Origin of the sequence: Curtobacterium sp. YC1, from assembly GCF_016267665.1 — a bacterium.
Taxonomy (GTDB): Bacteria; Actinomycetota; Actinomycetes; order Actinomycetales; family Microbacteriaceae; genus Curtobacterium.
Genome location: NZ_CP066341.1, coordinates 798,056 through 820,644, shown reverse-complemented (window position 1 = coordinate 820,644; position 22,589 = coordinate 798,056). Strand labels below are relative to the sequence as shown.

General features: G+C 67.7%; 26 protein-coding genes and 2 riboswitches. Of the genes, 11 read left to right on the top strand and 15 right to left on the bottom strand.

Annotated features, from left to right (window positions below; translation table 11 throughout):
• Positions 1 to 289 precede the first annotated feature (289 nt).
• Genes gcvP through gcvT form a run of 3 tightly spaced genes read right to left on the bottom strand, consistent with a single transcriptional unit; the run spans position 290 to position 4,708 of the window.
• Complete coding sequence (gene gcvP, locus I8920_RS04045) at positions 290 to 3,211, bottom strand: aminomethyl-transferring glycine dehydrogenase (RefSeq protein WP_198657896.1); 2,922 nt, start codon at positions 3,209 to 3,211, stop codon at positions 290 to 292.
• On the bottom strand, positions 3,208 to 3,585 hold the full coding sequence (gene gcvH, locus I8920_RS04040; protein WP_198657895.1) for a glycine cleavage system protein GcvH: 378 nt from the start codon (positions 3,583 to 3,585) through the stop codon (positions 3,208 to 3,210). Before gcvH ends, gcvP begins: the two co-directional genes overlap by 4 nt.
• A 4-nt stretch (positions 3,586 to 3,589) precedes the next feature.
• Entirely contained in the window at positions 3,590 to 4,708 is a 1,119-nt protein-coding gene (gene gcvT, locus I8920_RS04035) for a glycine cleavage system aminomethyltransferase GcvT (RefSeq protein ID WP_198658608.1), read from the bottom strand.
• 49 nt (positions 4,709 to 4,757) lie between these two features.
• Positions 4,758 to 4,859: riboswitch (glycine riboswitch) on the bottom strand.
• A riboswitch (glycine riboswitch) is annotated at positions 4,860 to 4,997 on the bottom strand.
• Between the two features lie 95 nt (positions 4,998 to 5,092).
• On the opposite strand from gcvT, the gene I8920_RS04030 reads away from it, so the two are divergent.
• The 4 genes from I8920_RS04030 to I8920_RS04015 are packed head-to-tail and all read left to right on the top strand — an operon-like array spanning position 5,093 to position 6,993.
• The gene (locus I8920_RS04030; RefSeq protein WP_198657894.1) at positions 5,093 to 5,467 is read left to right on the top strand and encodes a BlaI/MecI/CopY family transcriptional regulator; all 375 of its coding nucleotides are present in this window, start codon (positions 5,093 to 5,095) and stop codon (positions 5,465 to 5,467) included.
• Between the two features lie 13 nt (positions 5,468 to 5,480).
• Positions 5,481 to 6,218, top strand: coding sequence for a M48 family metalloprotease (locus I8920_RS04025; protein ID WP_198657893.1), 738 nt, complete (start codon positions 5,481 to 5,483; stop codon positions 6,216 to 6,218).
• 41 nt (positions 6,219 to 6,259) lie between these two features.
• Positions 6,260 to 6,742 carry an FBP domain-containing protein gene (locus I8920_RS04020; RefSeq protein ID WP_198657892.1) on the top strand — a complete coding sequence of 161 codons (483 nt, stop codon included), beginning with the start codon at positions 6,260 to 6,262 and terminating at the stop codon, positions 6,740 to 6,742.
• Entirely contained in the window at positions 6,739 to 6,993 is a 255-nt protein-coding gene (locus tag I8920_RS04015; protein WP_111084959.1) for a hypothetical protein, read from the top strand. The genes I8920_RS04020 and I8920_RS04015 overlap by 4 nt, the downstream gene beginning before the upstream one ends.
• A 22-nt stretch (positions 6,994 to 7,015) precedes the next feature.
• On the opposite strand, the gene I8920_RS04010 is transcribed toward I8920_RS04015, so the two are convergent.
• Positions 7,016 to 7,900 (bottom strand): LysR substrate-binding domain-containing protein, encoded by an 885-nt coding sequence (locus I8920_RS04010; protein ID WP_198657891.1) that lies wholly within the window; start codon positions 7,898 to 7,900, stop codon positions 7,016 to 7,018.
• 68 nt (positions 7,901 to 7,968) lie between these two features.
• On the opposite strand from I8920_RS04010, the gene I8920_RS04005 reads away from it, so the two are divergent.
• Positions 7,969 to 8,469, top strand: a complete 501-nt coding sequence (locus I8920_RS04005) for a GNAT family N-acetyltransferase (protein WP_198657890.1) — start codon at positions 7,969 to 7,971, stop codon at positions 8,467 to 8,469.
• A gap of 82 nt (positions 8,470 to 8,551) precedes the next feature.
• Here I8920_RS04005 and I8920_RS04000 read toward each other — a convergent pair whose 3' ends face one another.
• Positions 8,552 to 9,739, bottom strand: coding sequence for a MalY/PatB family protein (locus I8920_RS04000; RefSeq protein WP_232832814.1), 1,188 nt, complete (start codon positions 9,737 to 9,739; stop codon positions 8,552 to 8,554).
• Positions 9,740 to 9,851: 112 nt separating this feature from the next.
• Here I8920_RS04000 and I8920_RS03995 point away from each other — a divergent pair, with 112 nt between their 5' ends.
• From I8920_RS03995 to I8920_RS03985, 3 genes are all read left to right on the top strand, one after another.
• Positions 9,852 to 10,628, top strand: a complete 777-nt coding sequence (locus I8920_RS03995) for an isocitrate lyase/PEP mutase family protein (RefSeq protein ID WP_198657888.1) — start codon at positions 9,852 to 9,854, stop codon at positions 10,626 to 10,628.
• Positions 10,629 to 10,719: 91 nt separating this feature from the next.
• On the top strand, positions 10,720 to 11,331 hold the full coding sequence (locus I8920_RS03990) for an HD domain-containing protein (protein ID WP_198657887.1): 612 nt from the start codon (positions 10,720 to 10,722) through the stop codon (positions 11,329 to 11,331).
• Positions 11,332 to 11,601: 270 nt separating this feature from the next.
• Entirely contained in the window at positions 11,602 to 11,889 is a 288-nt protein-coding gene (locus tag I8920_RS03985) for a hypothetical protein (RefSeq protein ID WP_198657886.1), read from the top strand.
• Between the two features lie 77 nt (positions 11,890 to 11,966).
• Here the strand turns inward: I8920_RS03985 and I8920_RS03980 are convergent, their stop codons facing one another.
• Complete coding sequence (locus I8920_RS03980) at positions 11,967 to 12,320, bottom strand: hypothetical protein (RefSeq protein WP_198657885.1); 354 nt, start codon at positions 12,318 to 12,320, stop codon at positions 11,967 to 11,969.
• A gap of 13 nt (positions 12,321 to 12,333) precedes the next feature.
• A complete protein-coding gene (locus I8920_RS03975; protein WP_198657884.1) occupies positions 12,334 to 12,723 on the bottom strand; it encodes a DUF2510 domain-containing protein in 390 nt (129 codons plus the stop codon).
• Positions 12,724 to 13,029: 306 nt separating this feature from the next.
• Between I8920_RS03975 and I8920_RS03970 the strand changes: the two genes are divergently transcribed.
• The 3 genes from I8920_RS03970 (at position 13,030) to I8920_RS03960 (ending at position 14,402) form a co-directional block, all read left to right on the top strand.
• Entirely contained in the window at positions 13,030 to 13,299 is a 270-nt protein-coding gene (locus I8920_RS03970) for a hypothetical protein (RefSeq protein ID WP_198657883.1), read from the top strand.
• A 377-nt stretch (positions 13,300 to 13,676) separates the two neighbouring features.
• Positions 13,677 to 14,003, top strand: a complete 327-nt coding sequence (locus tag I8920_RS03965) for a hypothetical protein (RefSeq protein WP_198657882.1) — start codon at positions 13,677 to 13,679, stop codon at positions 14,001 to 14,003.
• 135 nt (positions 14,004 to 14,138) lie between these two features.
• Positions 14,139 to 14,402: a hypothetical protein gene (locus tag I8920_RS03960; protein WP_198657881.1), complete on the top strand. Its 264-nt coding sequence runs from the start codon at positions 14,139 to 14,141 to the stop codon at positions 14,400 to 14,402.
• A gap of 242 nt (positions 14,403 to 14,644) precedes the next feature.
• Here the strand turns inward: I8920_RS03960 and I8920_RS16350 are convergent, their stop codons facing one another.
• From I8920_RS16350 to I8920_RS03925, 8 genes are all read right to left on the bottom strand, one after another.
• Entirely contained in the window at positions 14,645 to 15,082 is a 438-nt protein-coding gene (locus I8920_RS16350) for a DUF6941 family protein (RefSeq protein ID WP_442873574.1), read from the bottom strand.
• Positions 15,083 to 15,438: 356 nt separating this feature from the next.
• The gene (locus tag I8920_RS03955) at positions 15,439 to 15,849 is read right to left on the bottom strand and encodes a hypothetical protein (protein ID WP_198657880.1); all 411 of its coding nucleotides are present in this window, start codon (positions 15,847 to 15,849) and stop codon (positions 15,439 to 15,441) included.
• An 86-nt stretch (positions 15,850 to 15,935) separates the two neighbouring features.
• Complete coding sequence (locus I8920_RS03950; protein ID WP_198657879.1) at positions 15,936 to 16,418, bottom strand: hypothetical protein; 483 nt, start codon at positions 16,416 to 16,418, stop codon at positions 15,936 to 15,938.
• 7 nt (positions 16,419 to 16,425) lie between these two features.
• The gene (locus I8920_RS03945) at positions 16,426 to 16,932 is read right to left on the bottom strand and encodes a hypothetical protein (protein WP_198657878.1); all 507 of its coding nucleotides are present in this window, start codon (positions 16,930 to 16,932) and stop codon (positions 16,426 to 16,428) included.
• A gap of 182 nt (positions 16,933 to 17,114) precedes the next feature.
• On the bottom strand, positions 17,115 to 17,288 hold the full coding sequence (locus tag I8920_RS03940; protein ID WP_198657877.1) for a hypothetical protein: 174 nt from the start codon (positions 17,286 to 17,288) through the stop codon (positions 17,115 to 17,117).
• Between the two features lie 102 nt (positions 17,289 to 17,390).
• The gene (locus I8920_RS03935; RefSeq protein ID WP_198657876.1) at positions 17,391 to 18,716 is read right to left on the bottom strand and encodes an SGNH/GDSL hydrolase family protein; all 1,326 of its coding nucleotides are present in this window, start codon (positions 18,714 to 18,716) and stop codon (positions 17,391 to 17,393) included.
• A gap of 67 nt (positions 18,717 to 18,783) precedes the next feature.
• Complete coding sequence (locus tag I8920_RS03930; RefSeq protein ID WP_269802237.1) at positions 18,784 to 21,555, bottom strand: phage tail tape measure protein; 2,772 nt, start codon at positions 21,553 to 21,555, stop codon at positions 18,784 to 18,786.
• Positions 21,556 to 21,937: 382 nt separating this feature from the next.
• Positions 21,938 to 22,420, bottom strand: coding sequence for a hypothetical protein (locus tag I8920_RS03925; protein ID WP_198657874.1), 483 nt, complete (start codon positions 22,418 to 22,420; stop codon positions 21,938 to 21,940).
• Positions 22,421 to 22,589 lie beyond the last annotated feature (169 nt).

Genomic DNA, 22,589 nt, shown 5'->3' with positions numbered 1-22,589 from the left:
CTGCACTGTAGGCAAGGTGAACAGCGCCATCCAAACCCTGGGGCGAACGGTTACAAGCCGGTAACCAACTTGCACGATCGTTGCGAGACGATGCAAGATTCGCGCGCGGGTGCGCAACACCTGCCTGTTTGTTGCAGCTGCATGAAAGGCGTTGCACTCCGCCACACTTCTGTGCAAGTCGCGCAGCCCGACTCGCGTCGTCCTCGGCGCGCTCCCTGGACGCAGGCGTGCCCCGCCCGGCGGACCGGACGGGGCACGTCGCGTGGCGCCCGAGGGCACCGCGGGAGCGTCAGGCGAACGCCTCGATCGGCGGGCAGGCGCACACCAGGTTGCGGTCGCCGTAGGCCTGGTCGATGCGGCGTACCGGCGGCCAGTACTTCCGGCCGCTGATCCCCGGCAGCGGGTAGACGGCCTGCTCGCGGGTGTAGGCGTGCGCCCACTCCCCCGAGATGACCGACGAGGCCGTGTGCGGCGCGTGCACGAGCGGGTTGTCGTCCGCGGGCCACTCGCCGCGCTCGACGGCGGCGGCCTCGGCCCGGATGGCGAGCATGGCGTCCACGAAGCGGTCGAGCTCGGCGAGGTCCTCGCTCTCGGTCGGTTCGACCATGAGCGTGCCGGCGACGGGGAACGACATCGTCGGCGCGTGGAACCCGTAGTCGACCAGGCGCTTCGCGACGTCGTCGACGGTGATGCCCGTGGTGTCGCGCAGCGGTCGGAGGTCGAGGATGCACTCGTGCGCCACGAGTCCGTCCTCGCCCGTGTAGAGCACCGGGAACGCGTCGCGCAGGCGTGCCGCGATGTAGTTCGCCCCGAGGACGGCTGCCTCGGTCGCGCGGGTGAGCCCGTCGAGCCCCATCATCCGGACGTAGGTCCACGTGATCGGCAGGATGCTCGGGCTGCCGTAGGGCGCCGCGCTGACCGGACCGCCGGCGTGTGCCAGGCGGCCGTCGGCGTCGGCGGCGGTCGCTCCCGTGCGCCGGTCGGCCTGCTGGGCGAACGGGTGGCCCGGCAGGAAGGGCGCGAGGTGCGCCTTCGCCGCGACGGGGCCGACACCGGGGCCGCCACCGCCGTGCGGGATGCAGAACGTCTTGTGCAGGTTGAGGTGCGAGACGTCGCCGCCGAAGTCGCCGAACCGTGCGTGCCCGAGCAACGCGTTGAGGTTCGCCCCGTCGACGTAGACCTGGCCGCCGGCGTCGTGCACGGCGTCGCAGACCTCGCGGATGTCGTGCTCGTACACGCCGTGGGTGGACGGGTACGTGATCATCAGGGCCGCGAGCTGCGCACCGTGCTGCACGGTCTTCGCGCGGAGGTCCTGCAGGTCGACGTTGCCGTCCTCGTCACAGGCGACGACGACGACCGTCATGCCGGCGAGCACGGCCGACGCGGCGTTCGTGCCGTGGGCGCTCGACGGGATGAGGCAGACGGTGCGGTCGGTGTCGCCGTTCGCCAGGTGGTAGCCGCGGATGGCGAGGAGGCCGGCGAGCTCACCCTGGCTGCCGGCGTTCGGCTGCAGCGACACGGTGTCGTACCCGGTGACCTCGGCGAGCCACGACTCGAGGTCGCCGATCATGTCGAGGTACCCCTCGACGTCCTCGCGCGGTGCGAACGGGTGGACGTTCGCGAACTCCGGCCAGGTCACGGCGGCCATCTCGGTCGCCGCGTTGAGCTTCATCGTGCAGCTGCCGAGCGGGATCATGCCGCGGTCGAGCGCGTAGTCCTTGTCGGACAGGTGCTTGAGGTACCGCATCATCCGGGTCTCGCTGCGGTGCGCGCTGAACACGGGGTGCGTCAGGTAGTCGCTCTCGCGCTGCAGCCCGGCCGGGAGGCCCGTGGCCGCGTCGCGCACGGCGGACTCGGTCGCCGGGACAGTCACGTCCACCGCCCCGAGCACTCCCGCGAGCGCCGCGACGTCGTCGGGCGTGGTCGTCTCGTCGACGGACACCTGGAACGTGTCGGCGTCCACCACGTGCAGCAGGTAGCCGGCACGCTGGGCGTCGGCGACGATGGCCTCGGCGCGGCCGTCGGCACGCAGGGTCAGCGTGTCGAAGAAGGCGTCGTGCACGACCTGCACCCCGACGTCACGGGCGACCGCGGCGAGCGCCGACGTCGTGCGGGCGACGCGGTGCGCGATGAAGCGCAGCCCCTCGGGCCCGTGGTAGACCGCGTACATCGAGGCCATGACGGCGAGCAGGACCTGCGCGGTGCAGATGTTGCTCGTCGCCTTCTCGCGGCGGATGTGCTGCTCGCGGGTCTGCAGGCTGAGGCGGTAGGCCATCTGCCCGTCGGCGTCGAAGGACACCCCGACCAGGCGGCCGGGCAGCTGGCGCTCGAGTCCGGCGCGGACGGCCAGGTACCCGGCGTGCGGGCCACCGAAGCCGAGCGGGACACCGAAGCGCTGGCTCGTGCCGACGGCGACGTCGGCCCCGAGGTCGCCCGGGCTGGCGAGGAGCGTCATCGCGAGCAGGTCGGCCGCGACGACGGCGATGCCACCGCCGGCGTGCACCCGCTCGATCACGGAGGACGGGTCGACGACGCGCCCCGAGGCCCCGGGGTACTGCACGATGACGCCGAAGGCCCCGTCGAGCTGCTCGTCGCTCGGCCCCTCGACGGCGTCGAACGTCCGGAGCTCGATGCCCACGGCGTCGGCACGGTGGTCGAGCAGCGCCCGGGTCTGCGGCAGCAGGTCGGTGTCGACCAGGAACGCGTCACCCTTGACCTTGGACGCGCGGCGGGCGAGGAGCATGCCCTCGACCACGGCGGTGCCCTCGTCGAGCATCGAGGCGCCGGCGGTGGCCATACCGGTCAGGTCGGACACCATCGTCTGGAAGTTGATGAGCGCCTCGAGCCGACCCTGCGAGATCTCCGGCTGGTAGGGCGTGTACGCCGTGTACCAGCTCGGGTTCTCGAGCACGTTCCGCTGGATCACCGCGGGGGTGTGGGTGCCGTGGTACCCGAGGCCGATCATGGCGCGGCGGACCGTGTTGCGGCCGGCCTTCGCGCGGAGCTCGGCGAGCGCCTCGGTCTCGCCGACGGCGGCGGGGACCACCGAATCGGAGACGGGGCCGACGTGGATCGACTCCGGGATCGCGGCACGGACGAGCGCGTCGAGCGACGACTGCCCCACCGCGTCGAGCATCGTCTGCTGGTCGGCCGGGGTGGTGCCGATGTGGCGGTCGGCGAACGACGTCTGCAGGTTCTCGGACGCGGTCATGCGATGGACGCCCGGTACGCGTCGTGGTCCATCAGGTCCTCGGGGAACGAGGTGCCCTCGACCTTGATCTTCACGAGCCAACCGGCGCCGAACGGGTCCTGGTTGACGGTGTCGGGGGCGTCGACGACGGCGTCGTTGATTGCCACGACCTCGCCCTCGATCGGGGCGAACAGCTCGCCGACGCTCTTGGTCGACTCGATCTCGCCGATCTGCGTGCCGGCGGTGGTGGCCGTGCCGACGGCCGGGAGCTCGACGTAGACGACGTCACCGAGCTGCTCGGCGGCGTGGTCGGTGATGCCGACGGTGACGGTGTCGCCCTCGACGAGGAGCCACTCGTGGTCGGCGGTGTACTGGAGTGCGGTCTGGTCGGTCACGAGCTCAGCCTTTCGGAGTGCGGCGGTAGAAGGGGAACGCGGTGACCGTGCTGGGGATGGCCGTTCCGCGGACGTCGATGTGGAGGAGCTGCCCCGCTTCGGCGACCGACGGGTCGACGAAGGCCATGGCCACGGGGTGCCCGAGCGTCGGGGAGAGCGCGCCCGAGGTCACGGTCCCGACGACCTCTCCCTCGTGCACGACGTCGTAGCCGGCACGCGGCGCGCGACGGCCCTCGGTGACGAGGCCGACGAGCACGCGGGCACCCTCGGCCGGCGAGACGCCGGCGGCACCGACGAAGTCGCCCTCGGCCGCGACGACTCGACCGAGCCCGGCCTGGGCCGGACGCACGTCGGTGTCGAGCTCGTGTCCGTACAGGGGCATGCCGGCCTCGAGCCGCAGGGTGTCGCGGGCCGCGAGTCCGGCCGGCACGACGCCGCGGTCGGCACCGGTCTCGAGCAGGGCGTCCCAGAGGGCCGGCGCGGTGTCGGGGTGGCAGTAGAGCTCGAAGCCGTCCTCGCCGGTGTAGCCGGTCCGGGCGATCAGCACGTCCGCCTCGTCGAACAGAGCGTGCAGCACGCGGTAGTAGCGGAGCTCGTCGAGGGGGCTCTCGGGCTGCAGACGGTCGGCGACGACCAGGGCGTCGAGGGTGCCGGCGGCGGCGGGGCCCTGGATCGCGACGAGCGCCGTGGTGTCGGAGTCGTCGGAGACCTCGACGTCGAACCCGGCGGCCCGTGCGGTCAGGGCGTCGACCGCGACGTCGCGGTTCGAGGCGTTGGCGACCACCAGGAAGACGTCCTGGTCGGTGCGGTAGACGACCAGGTCGTCGAGGATCCCGCCGTCCTCGGCGAGCAGCAGGGAGTACTTGGCCCGGCCGACGGTCATGGCGCCGAAGGACCCGGCGAGCGCGTGGTCGAGGAAGGCGACGGCGTCGGGGCCGGTCACCCCGACCTCGGCCATGTGCGACAGGTCGAAGACACCGGCGGCCTGACGGACCGCGTGGTGCTCGGCGAGGTCGGACGAGTAGCGCACGGGCATGCGGTACCCGGCGAAGTCGGTGAAGGTCGCGCCGGCGGCCTCGTGCACGGCTTCGAGCGGCGAGGACCGCAGTGGGGACGGACTCATGGCGGAGTTCTCCTGGCGTCGGCAGGGCCCGGCGACCATCGCCGGGTGGAACTCCCCCTCTGTCATGGGCCTGAGAGTTTCACCGCGGCCCGTGAGGTCCGGCGGCTTTCACCGTGGGCGAGACGACCGAGCGTCTGCTTTTCAGAGTGGCCTGTCCGCTGCGGTGTGGGACCTGAGAGATTGACGGGGGGATTGCTCCTTCGGTGCCGTGCGCGTGCCGAGGGCACGGTGTACCCGAGGGCACGACGTACCCGGGGGCACGATGCACGGCGTCTCCCGCGACGGATGAGCGGCCGGTGTTCAGTTGTCCGCGCACGAGCATAGCGAGGCCGCGTTACGGGCGTGTGTCGGCCGCTGGCGTTCGACATCTCGTAGAATGCGGGGATGGCCGGACAACGATCGCGTCCCAGGGGACAGCTCGAGCAGGCGGTGCTCGACGCGCTGCGGTCCGCCGACGGTGGTCGCACCGCGCGGCAGGTGCTCGACGCGTTCCCTGAACCCCGCCCCGCGGTCACGACCGTGCTCACCGTGCTCGACCGTCTGCGCCGCAAGGGCCAGGTCGAACGGGAGCAGCACGACGACGCCCCGCTGACGTTCCGCGCGGTGCACAGCCGCGACGAGCAGACGGCCTCGCTCATGTCGAGCGCGTTGGCCGCCTCGGCCGACCGTGAGGCCGCACTGCTGCAGTTCACCGGCTCGCTCGCCTCGGACGACCTCGAGGCCCTGCGCCGCGCGCTCGACGCCCGCGCCCGTTCCTGACCGGAGCCCGCCCGTGGTCGTCGCCGGCATCGCGCTCATCGCCCTCGCACTCGCGGTGGTGGTGTTCGCGCCCCGGGTGCTGACCCGGTCCGCCTGGACGATCGACCTGCCGCGGACCGCGCTGGCGTGCTGGTCGGTCGCCGTCCTGCTCGGCGTCGTGGGCTTCGTCGTGGGCATCGCGCTCGTCGTGCTGGCGGACCGGCCGGTCACCGAGGTGTTCGGCGGCGACGGCTCCCCCACGCACGGCTTCAACGTCGGCGTCGCGGTGCTCGCGGTCGTCGCGTTCGTCGTCGCTGTCCGGGTGCGTCCCGGCCCGGAGCACGAGGCCGTCCGCCAGGCCATGCGCAACGGCGTCGCGCCGCACCGCGAGATCGACGGCACGCCGGTCGCCGTGGTCGAGGCGGACCACGCCCTGGCGTGCGCCGTGCCCGGTCGCAGCGGCGGCGTCCTCGTGAGCACCGGCCTGGCAGACCGGTTGCGCACCGACGAACTGGAGGCCGTGGTCGCCCACGAACGCGCCCACCTGACCCAGCACCACGCGGCTGCGGTCGCGGTCGCCGAATCGATCGAGCGTGCGGTCCCGTGGGTGCCCGGGGCGCGGGCGATGGCACGCTCGACGCGCGTGCTCGTCGAGTTCGCGGCCGACGACGCTGCTGCGCGCCGCGTCGGGCGCGACGCCCTGCGCCGGGCCGTCCTGGTGGCGGACGGGAGCAGCGCGCTCGGGGCGATCCGCGCCTCCCGGCTGTCCTGACGACCCAGCTGTCGGTGGCGAGGCATAGGGTGTCAGGCACCGTGAAGCCACTGACCGAAGCCGACATCCGATCGTCGTTCGTGAACGCGACGCCCGACGAACTCGAGCAGCTGCCGATCCCCGGCCTGCACGAGACGCTCTGGGACGACCGCGAGTTCCTGGGCTGGCGCGACCCGCAGGCCGCCCGCCGGGGCTACATCGTGTCCTGGATCGACGAACGCCCCGTGGGCATCGTCGTCCGCTCCGCCGGGGGCTCCCTGCGCCCCGGGATCGCCGCGATGTGCTCGTTCTGCCACTCCCCGCAGCCCGCCACACAGGTCCGCCTGTTCTCGGCCGCCCGCGCTGGCGAGTCCGGACGCAACGGCAACACCATCGGGTCGTACATCTGCGAGGACCTCGGGTGCCCGATGCTCATCCGCACCGCGCCGCCGCACCTCAACCCGCCCGCGACCATCGCCATGCGGGGCGCTGCTCTGCTGCAGCGCGTGCAGAACTTCACCGCGGACATCATGAAGACGGCGTGAGCCGCTTCGGCACCGCCCGCTGGGCCGTGGTCGAGGAACTCGGCGACGGCCGGTGGCGTCTCACGCTGCGGGACGAAGCCGACGACGAACTCGGGGCGTTCGGCCTGGGTGTCGAGGGGCCGTGGGACCCGGACGTCGAGCCCCACGTGGGGTTCGTGCTCGTGCAGCTCGGCTTGACGCTGCGCGGTGCTCGGCCGTGGCACGTCGACGAGCTCGGTGACCACCGGGCGCCGGTGCTGGCGCTGGGCTGAGCCGCGGTCAGTCCGCCGTCGGTCAGTCCGCCGCCACGAAGTTCTGCAGGATGGCGCGGTCGTCGTCCGCCCGCATCGCCCACGCCAGCTCGCTGCGGTGGTCGCTGCCCTCGAGCGGCAGGAGCGCGACGGTGTCCGGTGCTGCCAACGCCGCGCTCTCCGGCACGACCGTGACCCCCAGGCCGACGCCGACCAGGTGCAGCACCGTCGCCCAGGTCGTGGCCTCCTGCACGATCACCGGACGGCGGCCACCCGCCGTGACCGGGGCGAGGTTCCGCTCCGTCGCGAGCGCCCCCGCGACCGCCGGGAAGAACACGAAGGGCTCGTCGACCAATTCGGTGCCGCGGATGCTCGGCCGCCCGGCGAACCGGTGACCCCGCGGGACGGCGGCGACGAACGCCTCGGAGCGGAACGGCAGCAACCGGACGGCGGGGTCCGGGTCGGGGTCGCGCACGACGGCCAGGTCGAGCTCGCCGCGGACGATCCGGGCGAGCAGCGTCGACGAGTAGCCCTCGGTCAGCTCCACCCGGACCAGCGGGTACCGATCGCGGAACGCCTGGACACGCTCGATCGGGCCGAGGGGCAGGGCGGAGACCACGAACCCCACGTCGAGCCGGCCGACCTCGCCGCGCCCGACCCGGACGGTCTCGTCGAGGTCACGCCGGACCTGGCCCAGCAGTGACCGCGCACGACCCTGCAGCACCCGACCGGCGGCCGTCAGTGCGACGCTGCGGCTGGTCCGGACGAACAGGTCGACACCGAGTGCCCGCTCGGTGCGCTTGATCTGCTGCGACAGCGCCGGTTGCGCGATCCGGAGCCGCTCGGCCGCCCGACCGAAGTGCAGTTCGTCGGCGACGGTGAGGAACGCGCGGAGCTGGCGCAGGTCGACGTCCGGGTCCCGATCCATGCACGCAGCCTATCGATCCACCCGAACGAGTATTGGACGCGACCTCATCCTGCTCCGAGGATGGAGCCATGCCCGAAGCGACCACGACCACGACCACGTCCGTCACCATCGCCGACCTCGCCTCCCCCGCGGACGCCGAGGCCTTCCGCACCCTCAACGAGGCGTGGATCACCCGGTACTTCACCCTCGAGGACGAGGACCGCGTGTTCCTCGGCGACCCGGTCGGCCGCGTCGTGGACCGCGGCGGCGCCGTCCTGGTCGCCCGGCTCGACGACCAGGTGATCGGGTGCATCGGGATCGTCCCGACGACGCCCGGCGTGTTCGAGCTCGTGAAGATGGCGGTCTCCCCCGACCACCAGGGACACGGCACCGGGCGCAAGCTCATCACCGCCGCACTGGATCGGGCGCGTGCGCTCGGTGCGCACCGGATCGACCTGGAGAGCAACGCGCAGCTCACGAGCGCCGTGCACCTGTACGAGGCGTTCGGGTTCCGGCACCTGCGCGAGGACGAGCTCGTCCCGAGCCCCTACGTCCGCGCCGACGTGCACATGACGCTCGACCTGCGCTGACGACAGCCCCCTGCCCGAGTGAGCAGAAGACGACGGGTCCGAGCCAGCGATCCGGCGTCTTCTGCTCGCTCGACGGCCGCGCTCACGCGACGTGCCAGACCAGCCCCTCCTGCGCACTCGACGGGTACGCCGAGGCGATCCGGAACACGGCTTCGCGCAGGGTCTGCGGCGAGCACGCCAGGTTGAGCCGCACGAAACCACGTCCCTGGGCCCCGAACCCGAGCCCGGAGTTGAGCGCCACGTACGCGTGCTCCCGGATCGGCACCGCGGGGTCGTCGCCGAGCCCGATCCCCCGGAAGTCCAGCCACGCCAGGTACCCGGCGCGTGGCCGCGTGTAGACGACGCCGGGCAGGTGTTCGGCGAGCAGCTTCGCGAGCAGTCGGTCGTTCGCCACGATGCGCGCGACCACGTCGTCGAGCCAGTCCGTCGCCAGCGTGAAGGCCGCCAGGTTCGCGTGCAGCCCGAGGATGCTCGTGCGGCAGGCGACCTCCTCCCACAGGGTGTCGAGGAGTGCGGCGGTGCGGGCGTCGCCGGCCACGATGACGGAGCACTTCACCCCGGCCAGGTTCCACCCCTTGCTCGCGCTCGTCACACACACGCTCCGTGCTCCGAGCGGCTCGGCGACCATCGCGAAGGGCGTGAACTGCACACCGGGGTGCGTGAGCGGCGCGTGGATCTCGTCGCTGATGACCAGGACGTCGTACCTCGCCGCGAGTTCGGCCAGCGCCACGAGTTCGGCCCGGTCGTGCACGAGGCCGACGGGGTTGTGCGGGTTGCAGAGCAGGAAGACCCCGACCCCGCCGGCGAAGGCCCGCTCGAGTCCCTCGAGGTCGAGTCGGTACCGTCCCCACTGCTCGAGCAGCGGGACCTCCTCCACCTGACATCGGGCTTCCTCGACGAGCTCGAAGAACGGCGGGTACACCGGCGGCGTGATCGCCACGCGACCGCCGTCGGGCAGCGCGAGCCGCAGTGACTCGACGATCCCCACGCTGACGTCGGTGGCCAGGTGGATCCGCGACGGGTCGACCTGCCATCCCCAGCGGTCGAGGGCGAACTGCGCGAACGCCGGAGCGAGCGGTCCGGGGCCGTCCAGGTACCCGAGGTCCGACTGCGCGACCCGTTCGATCAACGCCTGCCGGATCGCCGGAGCGACGTCGTGGTCCATCTCGGCGACGAACAGGGGCAGCACGTCGGGCGCGTACCGCGTCCACTTGATGCTCGTCCGGACCCCGCGGAGCGTGCCGACCGGGTCCTGCTCGTCGCTCGCCATGCGTCCCAGCATGCATCGGTCAGGAGGCCCGGCGCGACTCCCGACGTCATCCTGCGTCGTCTTCTGAACGCGTTGCGGCCGGGGGCCGCCCCGTCGGCCTACTGTCGGCCGCATGAGCACGAACACCGCCGACCAGGCGACCACCCTCAAGCAGCTGCACGAAGCCCCCGAGATCCTGCGCGTCGTCAACGTGTGGGACGCGATCAGCGCCAAGGTCGTCAGCGACCTGCCCGAGACGAAGGCGATCGCGACCGCCGGACACTCGATCGCCGCATCGTACGGGTACGAGGACGGCGGCATGCCCCTCGACCTCGCCCTGTCCGGAGCCGCGATCGTCGCCGCCGCGACCGACCTGCCCGTCACCGCCGACCTGGACGACGGGTACGAGGACCCGGCCGAGACCATCCGCCGCGCGATCGGTGCCGGCATCGTCGGCGCGAACGTCGAGGATCGCCTGCGCCCCTTCGACGAGGCCGTCGCCCGGGTCGCCGCGATCACCGCCGCCGCCCGGGCCGAGGGCGTCGACTTCCAACTGAACGCCCGCACCGACGCGATCGCCCGCGGCGGCGACCGTCCGATCGACGAGAGCATCGCGGACGCCATCGCCCGCGGCAAGGCCTTCCTGGACAACGGCGCAGCGCTCGTCTTCGTGCCCGGCGCGATCGAGCGGTCCGTCGTCGAGCGGCTCGTCGACGGGCTCGGCCGGGGCAAGCTGTCCGTCATCGGCCTGCCGGGTGCGCTGCCGGCCGCCGAGTACGAGGCGCTCGGCGTCGCCCGCATCTCCTACGGCCCCCTCACGCAGCGCGTCGCGCTGCGCGCGCTCCGCGACCTGGCGACCGACCTGTACGCCGACGGCGTCGTGCCGGAGGACACCCCGACCCTGAACTGAGCCGCCTGGCGGACCGGAGGCGCGACACCAGCTGGTGCCGTGCCTCCAGTCAGGTCGTGGTCGCGACTGCACGGGTCGGTACTGTCATCCCATGTCGCTCGACGTCGACGCCCTCCTCACCCCGCCCTCCCCCGTCGCCGCGCGGGCACTCGAGGTCCTGCGCACCTGGTCGTCACCGCCCCTGGTGCACCACTGCCTGCGGTCCTGGGCGTGGGCCGTCCTGCTCGCACCGACGATCGACCTCGAACCCGACCCCGAGCTGCTCTTCGTCGCGGCGATGCTCCACGACCTCGGCGTCACGCCCGCGTTCGACGCCCACCAGGTCCCCTTCGAGGACGCCAGCGGCGCGGTCGGAGCCGTCTTCGCGATGGGCGCTGGGTGGGACCAGGCCCGTGCGCGCCGGGTGGGCGAGGTCATCGAGCGGCACATGTGGACCTCCGTCGACCCCGCCGTCGACCCCGAGGGGCACCTGCTCGAGGTCGCGACGTCCCTCGACGTCTCGGGCTCCGGGTTCTCCCGCTGGCGGGCGGCCGACCTGCGCGCGGTCACCGCCGCCCTGCCGCGCGACGGGTTCTCCGCCTCGTTCGGCGGGCTCGTCCACCAGCAGGCCGGGCGAAAGCCGGGGTCCGCGGCCGCTCGACTCGACAGCTCGGGGAACGTGGCTGCCGGTGGCGCCCGATGGGACGCGTTCCTCGCATCCTGAAGCCGTCACCCGGTTCCCTGGACTTCTCGACAGCGGGCACGTATAGTGTCTCTTTGGTGCACTGCAGCGAACCCATCTGACTCGCGCACACCACCCTCTCGACACCGACTCACCCGAGTCGCATTCCACTCGAGACACCGCTCGATCCGCACGGACGAGCTGCACGTCGAAGCTCGACGTGTGCGCCCCGCACTCGATGCGTCGCGCCGGACTGAGACGTCCGCCGACACCGAGTCGCCCTGGCGCCGAACGACCAGGAAGTACAGCACCATGACCAGCAACGAACGCATCACCGTGTTCGGGACCGCACTCGCGGCCCCGACGATCACCCCCGACCGCATCGCCGAGTTCCCCGTGCGCGACGACCGCTCGCAGCGCGAGTACCTCGTCCGCATCGCGGCCGACGACCTGTCCGTCTTCGTCACGCGGGGCACGCGCCTCGACGCCGTCGGCGAGGCCGGCTGGACCGTGCCCGGCCGCTCCTGGGCGGGCGAGGCCAGCCGCACCCTGCTGCAGGCGCAGTCCGTGCGCGCGGGCGAGCTCGCACTCGCGGCCTAGGTCCACCAGCACCACCACGAAGCGCCGCCGAGCACCTGCTCGGCGGCGCTTCGTCGTTCCCGGGACGAGGTCCGCTGTCAGTCCGTGGCGCCCATCAGCTCGTCCGCCGGCACGGTGCGGCCCGTCGAGTACTCGACCCACCGATCACTGCCCGCTTCGTGGAGCCGGCGCGCCCGCTGCTCACACTCCTGGAAGTCTCGTCGTGATCCCGGGGGCGCTCCCAGCGTCTCGGGGAGCGTCCGCATCGACACACGGACGATCCGGGCAGGCGCGGTCATCACCTCGTACTCCGCGTCGTCGCGGAGGACCAGGAGACGTCGACGACCGTCCGTGACCTTTCGGAAGTACCGGTGACTATCGATGAACCCGGAGTGCTGACGTGACGCGTCGTGCAGGGCCTCAGCTGGCTCGACATCCCCGCCGGTGGCCATCAGGCTGGCCGCCTCAGTTGAGGCGCTCGAACACCATGGTCGCCTGCACCCGGTCCCCGCCACCGAAGCCGGTGCTCCCCGACGACGCCGTCGTGATCGTGTGCAATCGGTACCCGAGCGCAGCCTGCGCGTTGATCGCCTTCTCGAGCTCGGTGAGGTTACCGGAGCCCGTGCCGAAGAACTTCTCCTTGAGCACGACCTGCAGCACGACGTAGCTCATGCCCTGCTGCGCCGGTCGCGGCTGTCCACCAGCGGCTGCCTCGGCCTGGATGCGATCGATCATCCCGCCGATGCCGGGAGCGCTCGGCGCCGGAGGCTGCACCTGCTCCGTCCACGCGGAACCGTCCCACCACCGCATGGTGCCGGAACCGTCGTCGTACCAACCTGCCTGCACGTTCGTCATGCGCTCATCCTGGTGTACGACGGACCGGGCGTCAGTTGTTGAAGCGGAACGGGTGCCGTACTTCACGGGGGCATACGTGAGTGCAACAGACCGCGGAAACAGGCCGAAGCAGCGTGGTGATGCAGCAGGCCAGGACACGTGACTACAGGTGATTTTGCGGCAGCAATGCGGCAGGGCGGGCCGCACAATAGACCGTTCATCAGATGACTTGTCGCTCTTAGCTGGAAGATGGGCCGGTTCGTGAGCAGCGGTTGGTATGTCCAAGAGTTCGTGCATGCCTTCGACCGATCCGCCTACCGTGAACACATGGCCGGAGACATCGAGAGCATCGTCCGTCAGATCATCCGTGAAGAGCTCAGTGGAGTTCGCCCAGAGAGCTCACCTGAACTCGACGGTAAGCGGGCCTACTCAGTACAGAGCATGTCCGACGCGTACGAAGTCAGCGTCTCCTACCTGCGTGACGACATCGCCACCGGGAAGCTGCGACCGAAGTACCTGGGGCGCAAGCCGCTGATCAGCGTTGCGGAGGCCGAGCGGTGGTTCGCGGCGCTTCCCGATGATCGGCCAACCGCTTGATGTCACCATGCCGCGTCGGGTTGCAGATCGACCCGACGGGGCAGCGAGCATCCCGCGGAACGAGGATCCTCGCCACGGGCACACTGCATGAGGGATGGACGACCTCAACTAGGTGATTCGTTGGACGATGCAGCTGCTACCTCCCGCCGAAGCAGAAGGGGCATACGAGACGGGCCAGCAGTACCAGTTCCTCGGTCGGTGACCAAGCCATACGCTCGACGGTTCACCCGATGCCAAGTGGGATGTGCCCTGGGTTCTCTCGAAACGCTCGTTGATGAGGTTGCGGCGCGAGAACTGTGACCGGGTTGGGCCTCGCTGAGGACTCCTCCCGGAGGCACGGAACGGTGTTGCGCCGGAACTCGGTATAGCTTGGCGACATGAACAACCGGCAGGCCGCGCTGATAGCCGCTTCATCCCTTGCAGGAGAGCCTCAGGAGATAGCAGCCAGAGCGCGTCTATGGACGCTGTGGCTGAACGAGCTCGACGACGCTGCGTCAGAAGCACGCATGCCTGTCGATTTCGAACGTTTCGCGTTTGCCGTCCGTGAGAGCGCCGCGCTTGAGCACCGACACGCCTCGCCCGTGGCGCTTGTACTCCTTCACCAGGGCATGCCAGTTGTCGTCTTAGAGGACGATGAGACATATCAATACGAGAAGGGTCGCTGGCACTCCCGCGGGCCTCTACCACGGGAAGCAAGGAGCTGATTGCGCGCGAACCTTCGCCGCAACCTTCGTGTCTCGCTCCAGCACGCGCACTAGCGGACACATCCACAGCCCGCTCCGTCCTGGTGGGGGCTGTTCTGGTTTCGATTGTCGCCGGTGCCCCACATCATCTAGGACATGCCCGAGCACAAGTGGGCTCCCCCGGAGCATCCCGACGTCACCTTGCACCAGCCCATGATGCTGACCGCAGAGGCAGCCGGCACGCTCCGAACGCTTGATCCGGCCGCGCCCGTTTGGGCTGACATCGAGTTTGTGGGGGCCGGCGTGCTGCACCTGAAGTGCTTCGCGGCTGCTGAGTCTGATAGCGCCGTACTGGTGCAGACCGCTTGGCAGGGCCGGCTGCAACAGGTGCTCGTGTCACGCGACCCGCGAACACGGTGATGGCACGCAGACGCCGAGATAGATGGTCACTCGGTCCAGCGCTGAGCCTCCCCGAGGCGGCGTACGGAGGCCCCGTCTACGACCTCCCGGAACCTGATCCTGTGCTGGCTTGGGTCACGTTCCCCGACCGCTGTCTCGAGGTGGAGGCGCGCGTCATCTCGTACACCGAGCGCGCAGCCTTCATCGAGTGGGGGTTCTCCCAGGCTGCAGAGTACGCGTGGGTGTGGCGCGATGCTATCCGCTTAGTTCGCTGAGTCATCCCAAGACGCACGAAGCGTCTCGTCAAGGATTGCGGTGAAAGGGATCCGACCAACAGGCTTTTCATCGACAGAAATGGTGATCTCGTAAGCCCCAGCAGCAGGGATGCCTACGTTGGCCAAAGGGAGCACAGCGGAGACCGACTGCGCGCCTTCCTCCGGGCCAAGCACCGTCCTCAGCGTGTACTCGAAAGCGAAGATCGGAGCTTCTCCAGTACCGCGTAGACGGCACTCGCCGGTCACTTTGTGCGTCACCTCGATACCAGGGTCTCCGTCGACATAGAGGAGAAGAGCGACTTCGGCCGCCAACGGAGCCGGGAATCCTGGGCGAGGCAGACGAGTTACTCCACCGCCTAGCAAATGGAGCAGGTTCTCTCGAACCGTTACTGCATCGCAGAGAAGTGCGGCTCCTAGATGAATCACGCCTACAGGCTAGTGGGTTCGTCGCAACGCTGCTCGACTGACCTTCGCGCCGGTCGAGGCACTAGCGGCGTGCTGGTTGGCCACCGAGGCGACAGCCCTGTTGGTGTTGCGAGCAAGGTCTACAGCCCCGAATGAGGGGTGGTCGTCGCGGAGCGAAGCTCGGTTGATCAAGAGGAAAGCGTATCCAGTCTCAGGATCGACCCGATCGACGTACGCGACGCCTGCGATGCCGTCCTCACTCTCGTAGGCTGTAACAAGCTGCCCCTGGTGGAGCTTCCCATCAGCGCGTGTAAGGCGCACACGAGTCGTCCCGTCTTCGCGTACAGAGTTCAGGTCGACTTCGACTCGTACCCGGTTCATTTCGCGTCCTTCCAAGCAGGATTCGTGATCCGATCCTGCATCAGTGATGCTAGCTCGTCTACCTCTGGAGGTTCCGTGAACGGGCTGCCTCCGACGAGGTGATGTTGAGGTTCGATGTCGGTGGCATCCGCCACCAGCTCAAACCCACGCGCGCGTAGCTCATTCCCGGTCATGACGGCGACCTTCTTGCCACCGAGCGACGTCGTTGCGATGATCCTACGCACCGTGTCCAGAAGGTCTTCCCCTTCTTCTGGGGCCATGGCCAGGACGGAGACGCCGTAGCGCGGTGAGGGCAGCTTGCGCTCCGTCTCGTCCGCGAAGGTGTCCTCGGCGTTCTCCAACAGACGATCAGGGAGGAACGGTGAGAAGCGGAGCACCACCTCCGAACCGTCCTGCGCAGTCGCCACCCGATGACTGTAGCCGGTACAGACGTTCCCTCAGGTACGTGCCGGCCGGCGACCGTCCTCAACCCAGAGCTCAGGCTTGGTGTGGCTCAGTAGGTGTCGTGGTCAGCGCGCATCTGGCCAAGGTAGTGACTGCCCCAGCTGCCATGCGCGCCCCACCGTCCATCTAGGCCCGAGACGAGGCTTGCAAGCGAGCGTTCCCACTTGCGTGTGATCCAGGTTCCGCCAAGCTTCTCCGGGAACGGCAAGTACGCTCGACCACCATCGACAAGGAGCAGCTTTACTCGCTCGACGAGTTCGCCGTGAAGGCGAACGTCCACCCACACCTCGGCAACCGTCGGGTCCTTGAAGAAGGCGATTTCAGCCCAGTCGTACTCGTCGAACGTCGCGCGGTTGCCGTTGTCGGCGCGAAGTCCCCATTCGAGCGCAACCTCGAGGTCGAACTTCAGGACGGCGCGGACTGGGTGCTCCGCTTCGGCGGCGTCGGATCGGAACGCTGGACCGCCCTTGATGACGGTCCAAGCTTCGGCGGGGTTCTCGGTGATCAGCGTGTGGAGCTCGTCTAGTTGCATAGGTGTCTCAACTCTTCGCGAGATGGGCAAGGAGGGCCGGGTAGTACTCCGGCAGGTGGTCAGCGCCTGTGGTGTAGGTCTGCTCGTTGTCGATGACAACTGTGTTGTCGTGGGCAAAGACCAACTCGAGCCGGGCGCGCTTGGACACGTGCCCCTGGGGGCTGCTGAACACAGAGGGAGCTCGCAGGACCCGGATGGCTTCTAGCGAATCGAGCGCAATCACCTCGGGGATCGGCTCTGGGCGTTCGTGGCTGATACTCACACGCACCAGGGTCGTGCGGGTGAAGAGGTTTATGTCGATGCGGCCGCTATTGCCAAGCACCTCCACCCGCGAGTGCACGTACTCAAGGTCTTCCCCGCCGAGTGCCCAGACGAGCGCACTCATGAGCTGCTGCCACCGGGTCGCGGATCCGCCGGCTTCGATCGCGTCAAGGCGTATCCACGAGCGCTCCCAGTTTGAGCTGCTTTCCGCTAACCGGTCGTCGACTATCGCCGCGTCATCTCGGTCTGCCATGGCCCTTCCCCCCACTTGATCCTGATCTGATTAGCGACAGCGTACGGGCACCAGTGAAGCCGCGCGATCGCCGAGAGAGACAAGACTGCAGTTCTGTCCCTCTGCTCGTACGCGGGCCGAGCGTTTTGCTCAGCGCGGACGCTGCCGAATCAGTAAGGCCCCGTGCGCAACCTCGAGCACGGCTAGCCGCCGGCGCGCTTCGGCACGGTGGTGTTCTTCCAATGCCCCGGCTTCCACTCGCCGGTGAGCTCGAAGTGGACGCGGGTCTTGTAGTGGTCGTTGAGGGCACTCAGCACTGCCGCTTGCACTACCCAGTACGTGATGAAGATGCCGAGGATGAAGAGGACGATTCCCATGCGGGAAGTCTGCGGGTCCGACCACCGCTCCGCCCCTCCCAGTTTGGGAGCGGCTAAGCGGCTGCGACACGACGCCCCTGACTGGAGGTCGTAGCCGGTCGGCTACCTAGAAGCGCGCGCAGTGGTGTCGGGGCCGGACTGTGCGGATGCCATGAAGCAGTCGGCGGCATGGCGACAAGGCCGGGCGTTGAAGAGTGCCCTTGAGCCAAGTATCATTCGTGCGTACGCCCGGAACGCTCCTCGAGCCATCGCGACATGTGCGTCTGCGCTGGGGTGCGCACCGTCCTCGAGGAGCCAGTAGTCGTTCGTCCCGGATCCGTTCGGACTCCCCAGTCGCCCACTGCCGAACAGTGGCTCTCCGAGGTCGAGGTAGTTCTTCCAAGCACCCTCCACGGCAGCGCGAACAGCACGGTAGTTGTCGCGGTACTCGCTTCGGAACCCGCCGACGATGTAGACCTCTCGGATGTTCGGGAATTGCTGCAGCAGGGAAGTCGTACTCGCCTGCAGGGTGCCGGCCGAAGCGCCGTCGTTTATCGAAGCATTGATGATCAACACCTGTGGTGCTCGAGCGTTGATGATGGCGGCGCGAGCTGCGTAGTTGGACGTCGGAATGCTCGTTGCGCCGGCTTCAATACCCGTCCCTCCAACGCCGGCAAGCATGATGGCGTCCGCTCCCATATACCGGGCAAGCCGCACTCCGAACGTGGTCTGATCTACCGTCGAGGCGTATGGCATAGTCGACCCGGACCCGTTGAGGTAGGAATCTCCCAAGAGAGCGATGCATCGCTTCGGGGCGGGTGGTTGAGTTAGGGATTGCCCGGTCGGAACTCGAACCAACGCGACGCCGAGGGTACCGAATGCCCAGATGCGAATGGATCGAGCAGCGGCAGTGGGGAAGGTGAGGGTCAGCTTGCCGGAATTGCTGGGCTGGGTGGTGTAGTTCATCGCGTCTGAGATGAATCGTCCGTTGATCTCCACCCGGACGGCATTATTGGTCTCTTTCGAGTAGAAGGCTACCTCTACGACGGAGTTTGAAGTTCCCGTGAGGAAGGATATGCCGAGCGGCCAGCGGGCAAACTGCGCCTCGCCTCCGGGCTTGAATGCGCCGTAGAGCGCGTAGTCACGGCCACCGCCAGCATCGGTCTCGAATACGCCGGGCTCATACCGAAATACCGTGTCCGAGAGACCGTCCCAGCTGGTCGTTCGGGTACCGATACCACAAACGGCAGGCTTGAACGCTACCGGCGAGGTGAGCGCCGTAACATCGGAACTCGACCACGAGATTGCGGGGATATCCGAGGCCGGCGGCGGCGCATCAGCGGTAGCTATGCGTGAATCAACCCAAGACGAAAGACGAATATGCGGTCCCACCTCAGGCATATCCCTGGTGCCCGAGTTTGGCTCCCACGGCTGCGGGTTTGTAGACATGTGATGCTCCATTCAGTGTTGTGTCAGTGGTGCAGGCGGATTGTCTGGGTTGGTGTTCGGGCCGGCATCAGCGTCCCCCTCGAATCTTCGTGCGGTAGATGAACATCGCCTGATCCATGTCCTTCTGCTGATTGCCCGAAGACGGGAACGAGAACGCCACCGACTGCGGGCCGTCGTAGCCCGCCATCTGCGCCGGCATCGAGAAGCACGGTGCCGCGGGCTGCACAGTCGGAATGTTGAACCCACCCGACGCGAACGCCTGCAGCCGCTTCCCCGTCTCTTCCCACACCGCCAGTGAACGTGCACGCTTCGACGGGGCCAGCGGGATATACGCCTCGCCGCCAGTTTCCGGTTCAGCCCACACTCGCCACGCGCCGGCGGGTGCGATTTCCGCCAGGTGGTTCTCCCGCATGCCGCCGTCCGCGTAGTAGTTGACAAGGCCACCATCAGCCTTCGTCAAACCACCAGTCCACGACGCCGCCGGACTATCATTCGTCGCCTGCACCGAGATGCGAACCACGCGCCCATTGTTCAACGTGATCAGGTTGTTGATCTTGTTCTGCGCGTCCGACGTTTCCGCCAGGATCTTGATGTCCTTCGACGACGGCAAAGCAAACACCTGATCGGCGAGCTTCTTCACTTCGTTTTTGTTGAAGCCCGCAGCAGTAGCCGAATCGATGAACTTCGCACGCTGCTCGCGCAACGTTGCAATGTACTTATCGGCAGCATCCTTTGACGACATCGTGGACGAATCCACCTGGAACTGCGCCTTAGCCGCCTCCTGAGCTTTACCAGCCACATCGGAAAGCATTGCTGCGTTCGCTGAACCAGATTCCGTGCTCTGATCCAATGACAGCTTGAAGCCGTCAAGAGTCTTATGCGACTCTTCGTACGCTTCTTTCTGCCGCTCGATCTCTTCGGAGATACTGGCAAGACCAGCCTGATAGTCGGCGTTCGACGAAACCGCATCCTGGTTCGCGCCATTGGTCTGGTTGAACGACTCAAGCAGTTCGTTGAGCTGATCCGTCAGCTGCTCAACCTTGTCCTGCTCTTCCAGGTACGCGTCGCCAGTCTCCTTCGCAACCGTTGCGGAGTCTTCCTGTGCCAGCTTGAGCAGGTTGTGCATGCTGTCCGACTCGCCCAGAGCAGTAGCCTGCTCGGTCAGAGCCTTCTTGTACGCGGGCATTGCGTCGAGCAGGGTCTCGAGCTGACCCTTTGACCCGTCCGTCTCCGCAGCGAGCAGTGAGAACGCACGCTGCGCCGTAGGAAGGTCTGTCGCCGCCAGCTCGCCCAGCTGCTCGCCCACATCCTTGATCGCGTCGGTCGCTCCGAAGTAGTCGGAGTTGAACCGGGCCATGACGTTCGAGTTGCGCTTGTCGATGTCATCGAGCACAGCCGGCAGATCCTTCAGCTGACCTGCGACGTCAGCTGTCCAGTACTTGAAGCCCTTGCCCTGAGCAGCCGTCTCGAAGACATCGGAAGCGTCCTTGGCCGTGACGAGGCTGTTGGTGAGCTCGTCTGAGCTGGCCTCCAGCGATTCGATGTACTTGCTCAGCAGGTCGACGCCAACCGTCGCCGCAGCGAGCGCGATACCCCACGGGCCGGCAAGGAACGTCGCAACCGACTTCAGCGCCGCACCAGAACGGGTCACCGCGCCACGCATCGACTCGACGCCCCTTGCAACACCTGGGATCGACGAGCTCTGCAGCGTGTCCAACGCCAGCTTGAACTCCGCGACCTTCGGGATCACCAACAGGAACCCGCCAGCAGCAAGCGCCGCAGCGCCCGCAATCGCCGTCAACGTCAGCGCCGTGGACTGCACGATCGGAGGCGCGTCGGAGAACGCATCCACCATGCTCGTCACCAGCTGCACAAGCGGACGCAGCGTGCCGTCAGCAGCCGCACCAGCCTTGATCGCAGCCGTGTCGAACGCGCCACCCAGCTTCTCGAGGTCGCCAGCCAAGTTGTCCTGCATGATCGCGGCAGTCTCAGCGGCATACCCGGAGTCGTTGACCTTATCGATCCACCCCTGCACGCCCGACTGGCCCTGCTCAAATAGGACCGACGCAGCACGCACTGCATCCGCACCGAAGATCGTCTTCAGGGCGGCGTTCTGCTGCTCAGCAGACATGCCCTTCAGGGCGTCCTGCAGCACACCCGCGTACTGCGCGAGACCGATGAAGTTGCCCTGCGAGTCGTACGCGCTGATGCCAAGCTGATCCATCAGATCAGCGGCCTGCTTCGAGTTCGGCGTCAACGCCTGCAGCATCGACTTGAACGACGTACCCGCATCGGATCCAGTCAGACCAGCAGACGCGAACGCCGCCAGCCCACCAGTCGTTTCCTCGATCGACAGGCCCGTCTGATTCGCGACAAGACCAGCCTGGTTCAGCGCCTCACCGAGGTCATGCACGGAACCCTGCGCCTTGCCAGCACCAGCAGCGAGCAGGTCAGCCACATGCGGCACCTCGTTGCCAGCCAGACCAAACTGCGTCATCGCCGTAGCCGCAGTCTCAGCAGCCTCACCAACACCGAGCGCGCCAGCCGCAGCGAGATCCAGCGAACCCTTCAGCCCACCACCCAGCACGTCAGTCGTTGCGACACCGGCTTTCGCCAGTTCCTCGATCGCCTGACCAGCCTCAGTCGCAGAGAACGCCGTCGCGCCACCCGCATCAATAGCCGCATCACGCAGCAGGTTCATGTTCTCGGCGGTTTCATGCGTCGCCGCCTGCACCGCCGACATCTGCTTGTCGAACTCGGTGTACTTCGCCACCGCGATACCCACCGCAGCGATAGCGACGGCGCTGAAAGCAGTCAGGCCCCGGCCAACCTGCTCCATCGCCTGGTTCTGCTGCTCAAACCGCTGCTTAGCGTCCTCAGCAGACTTCGAGACCTTGCGGTTCGCAGCTTCCGCTTATGCGAACCCCTGCACGTAACCAGCGACCTGCGCGGTCAGCGTTACGCTCGTGTTCCTTTCGGGCATTCCTTCATCTCCAACCGGAGAATCAAGGCGCACAAAAGAAACCCGCCGGAGAGCCGAGCGCGCCGAGACTTCTCATCTCGTTCACGCCCGGGTGGTTTCCGGCGGGCTTACTTACGGATCAAGTCTACCGTTGAATAGCAGGAAAAGGAGTGCTTCTAGTGCGCAAAAGCCCCCTAGATCGGTAGATGACCTAGAGGGCTTTGATTGCAGAGTGATTCAACAGCGGCGAAGGCATCGATTAGCAACGCCACCATGGGTTCTTCTTGGGCGCAACCACCTTTGCATGGTTCAGCTTTGCACCCACATCGCCGGAAGTTATGAATAGCAACAAGGCTATGTCAACAAGGATGAACACCCACAGAATTATCGGAACGGAGCCTAGGGCGGACAGTGGGTCTTTCGTAAGGGTTGCGGACCACGCAATTACCGCCCCCGTCGCCGCGATGTACAGCAGGCAGAAGGCCACGACGATGCGCCGCAACCAAAAATCACCTCCGACGTCGCCTTTCTTGTACGCCGCAAGCCGGCGGACCTGAGCGTCCACGTTCGACTGAAACTCGAGCGTCGAGAGCTTACCGGCTTCCATCAACTTCAAAAGGTTCAGATCGCGTTCGATCTGCTTGTTCCATCGAGAAGCAGGCATAATGCGCTGCGATATCCATGGGACGAAGAGCGCGGCGGCACCGGTCAAGATGGTTGTGAGAATGTTCCCCAAGTCCATATCTGCATCCTATGGCTACCCAAGGTCAGGCGCTGCCTCTTGCGTATCGGCACGTCCCTGCAGGCCGGCCGCTGATGGCAACCTTCGGCGAGCATCTGGTAGTTGCGGGCTGTGGAAAAACCGTCACGGACAGAAGTCACCTAGCCCCGGAGGGCTTCCATGGAGCGAA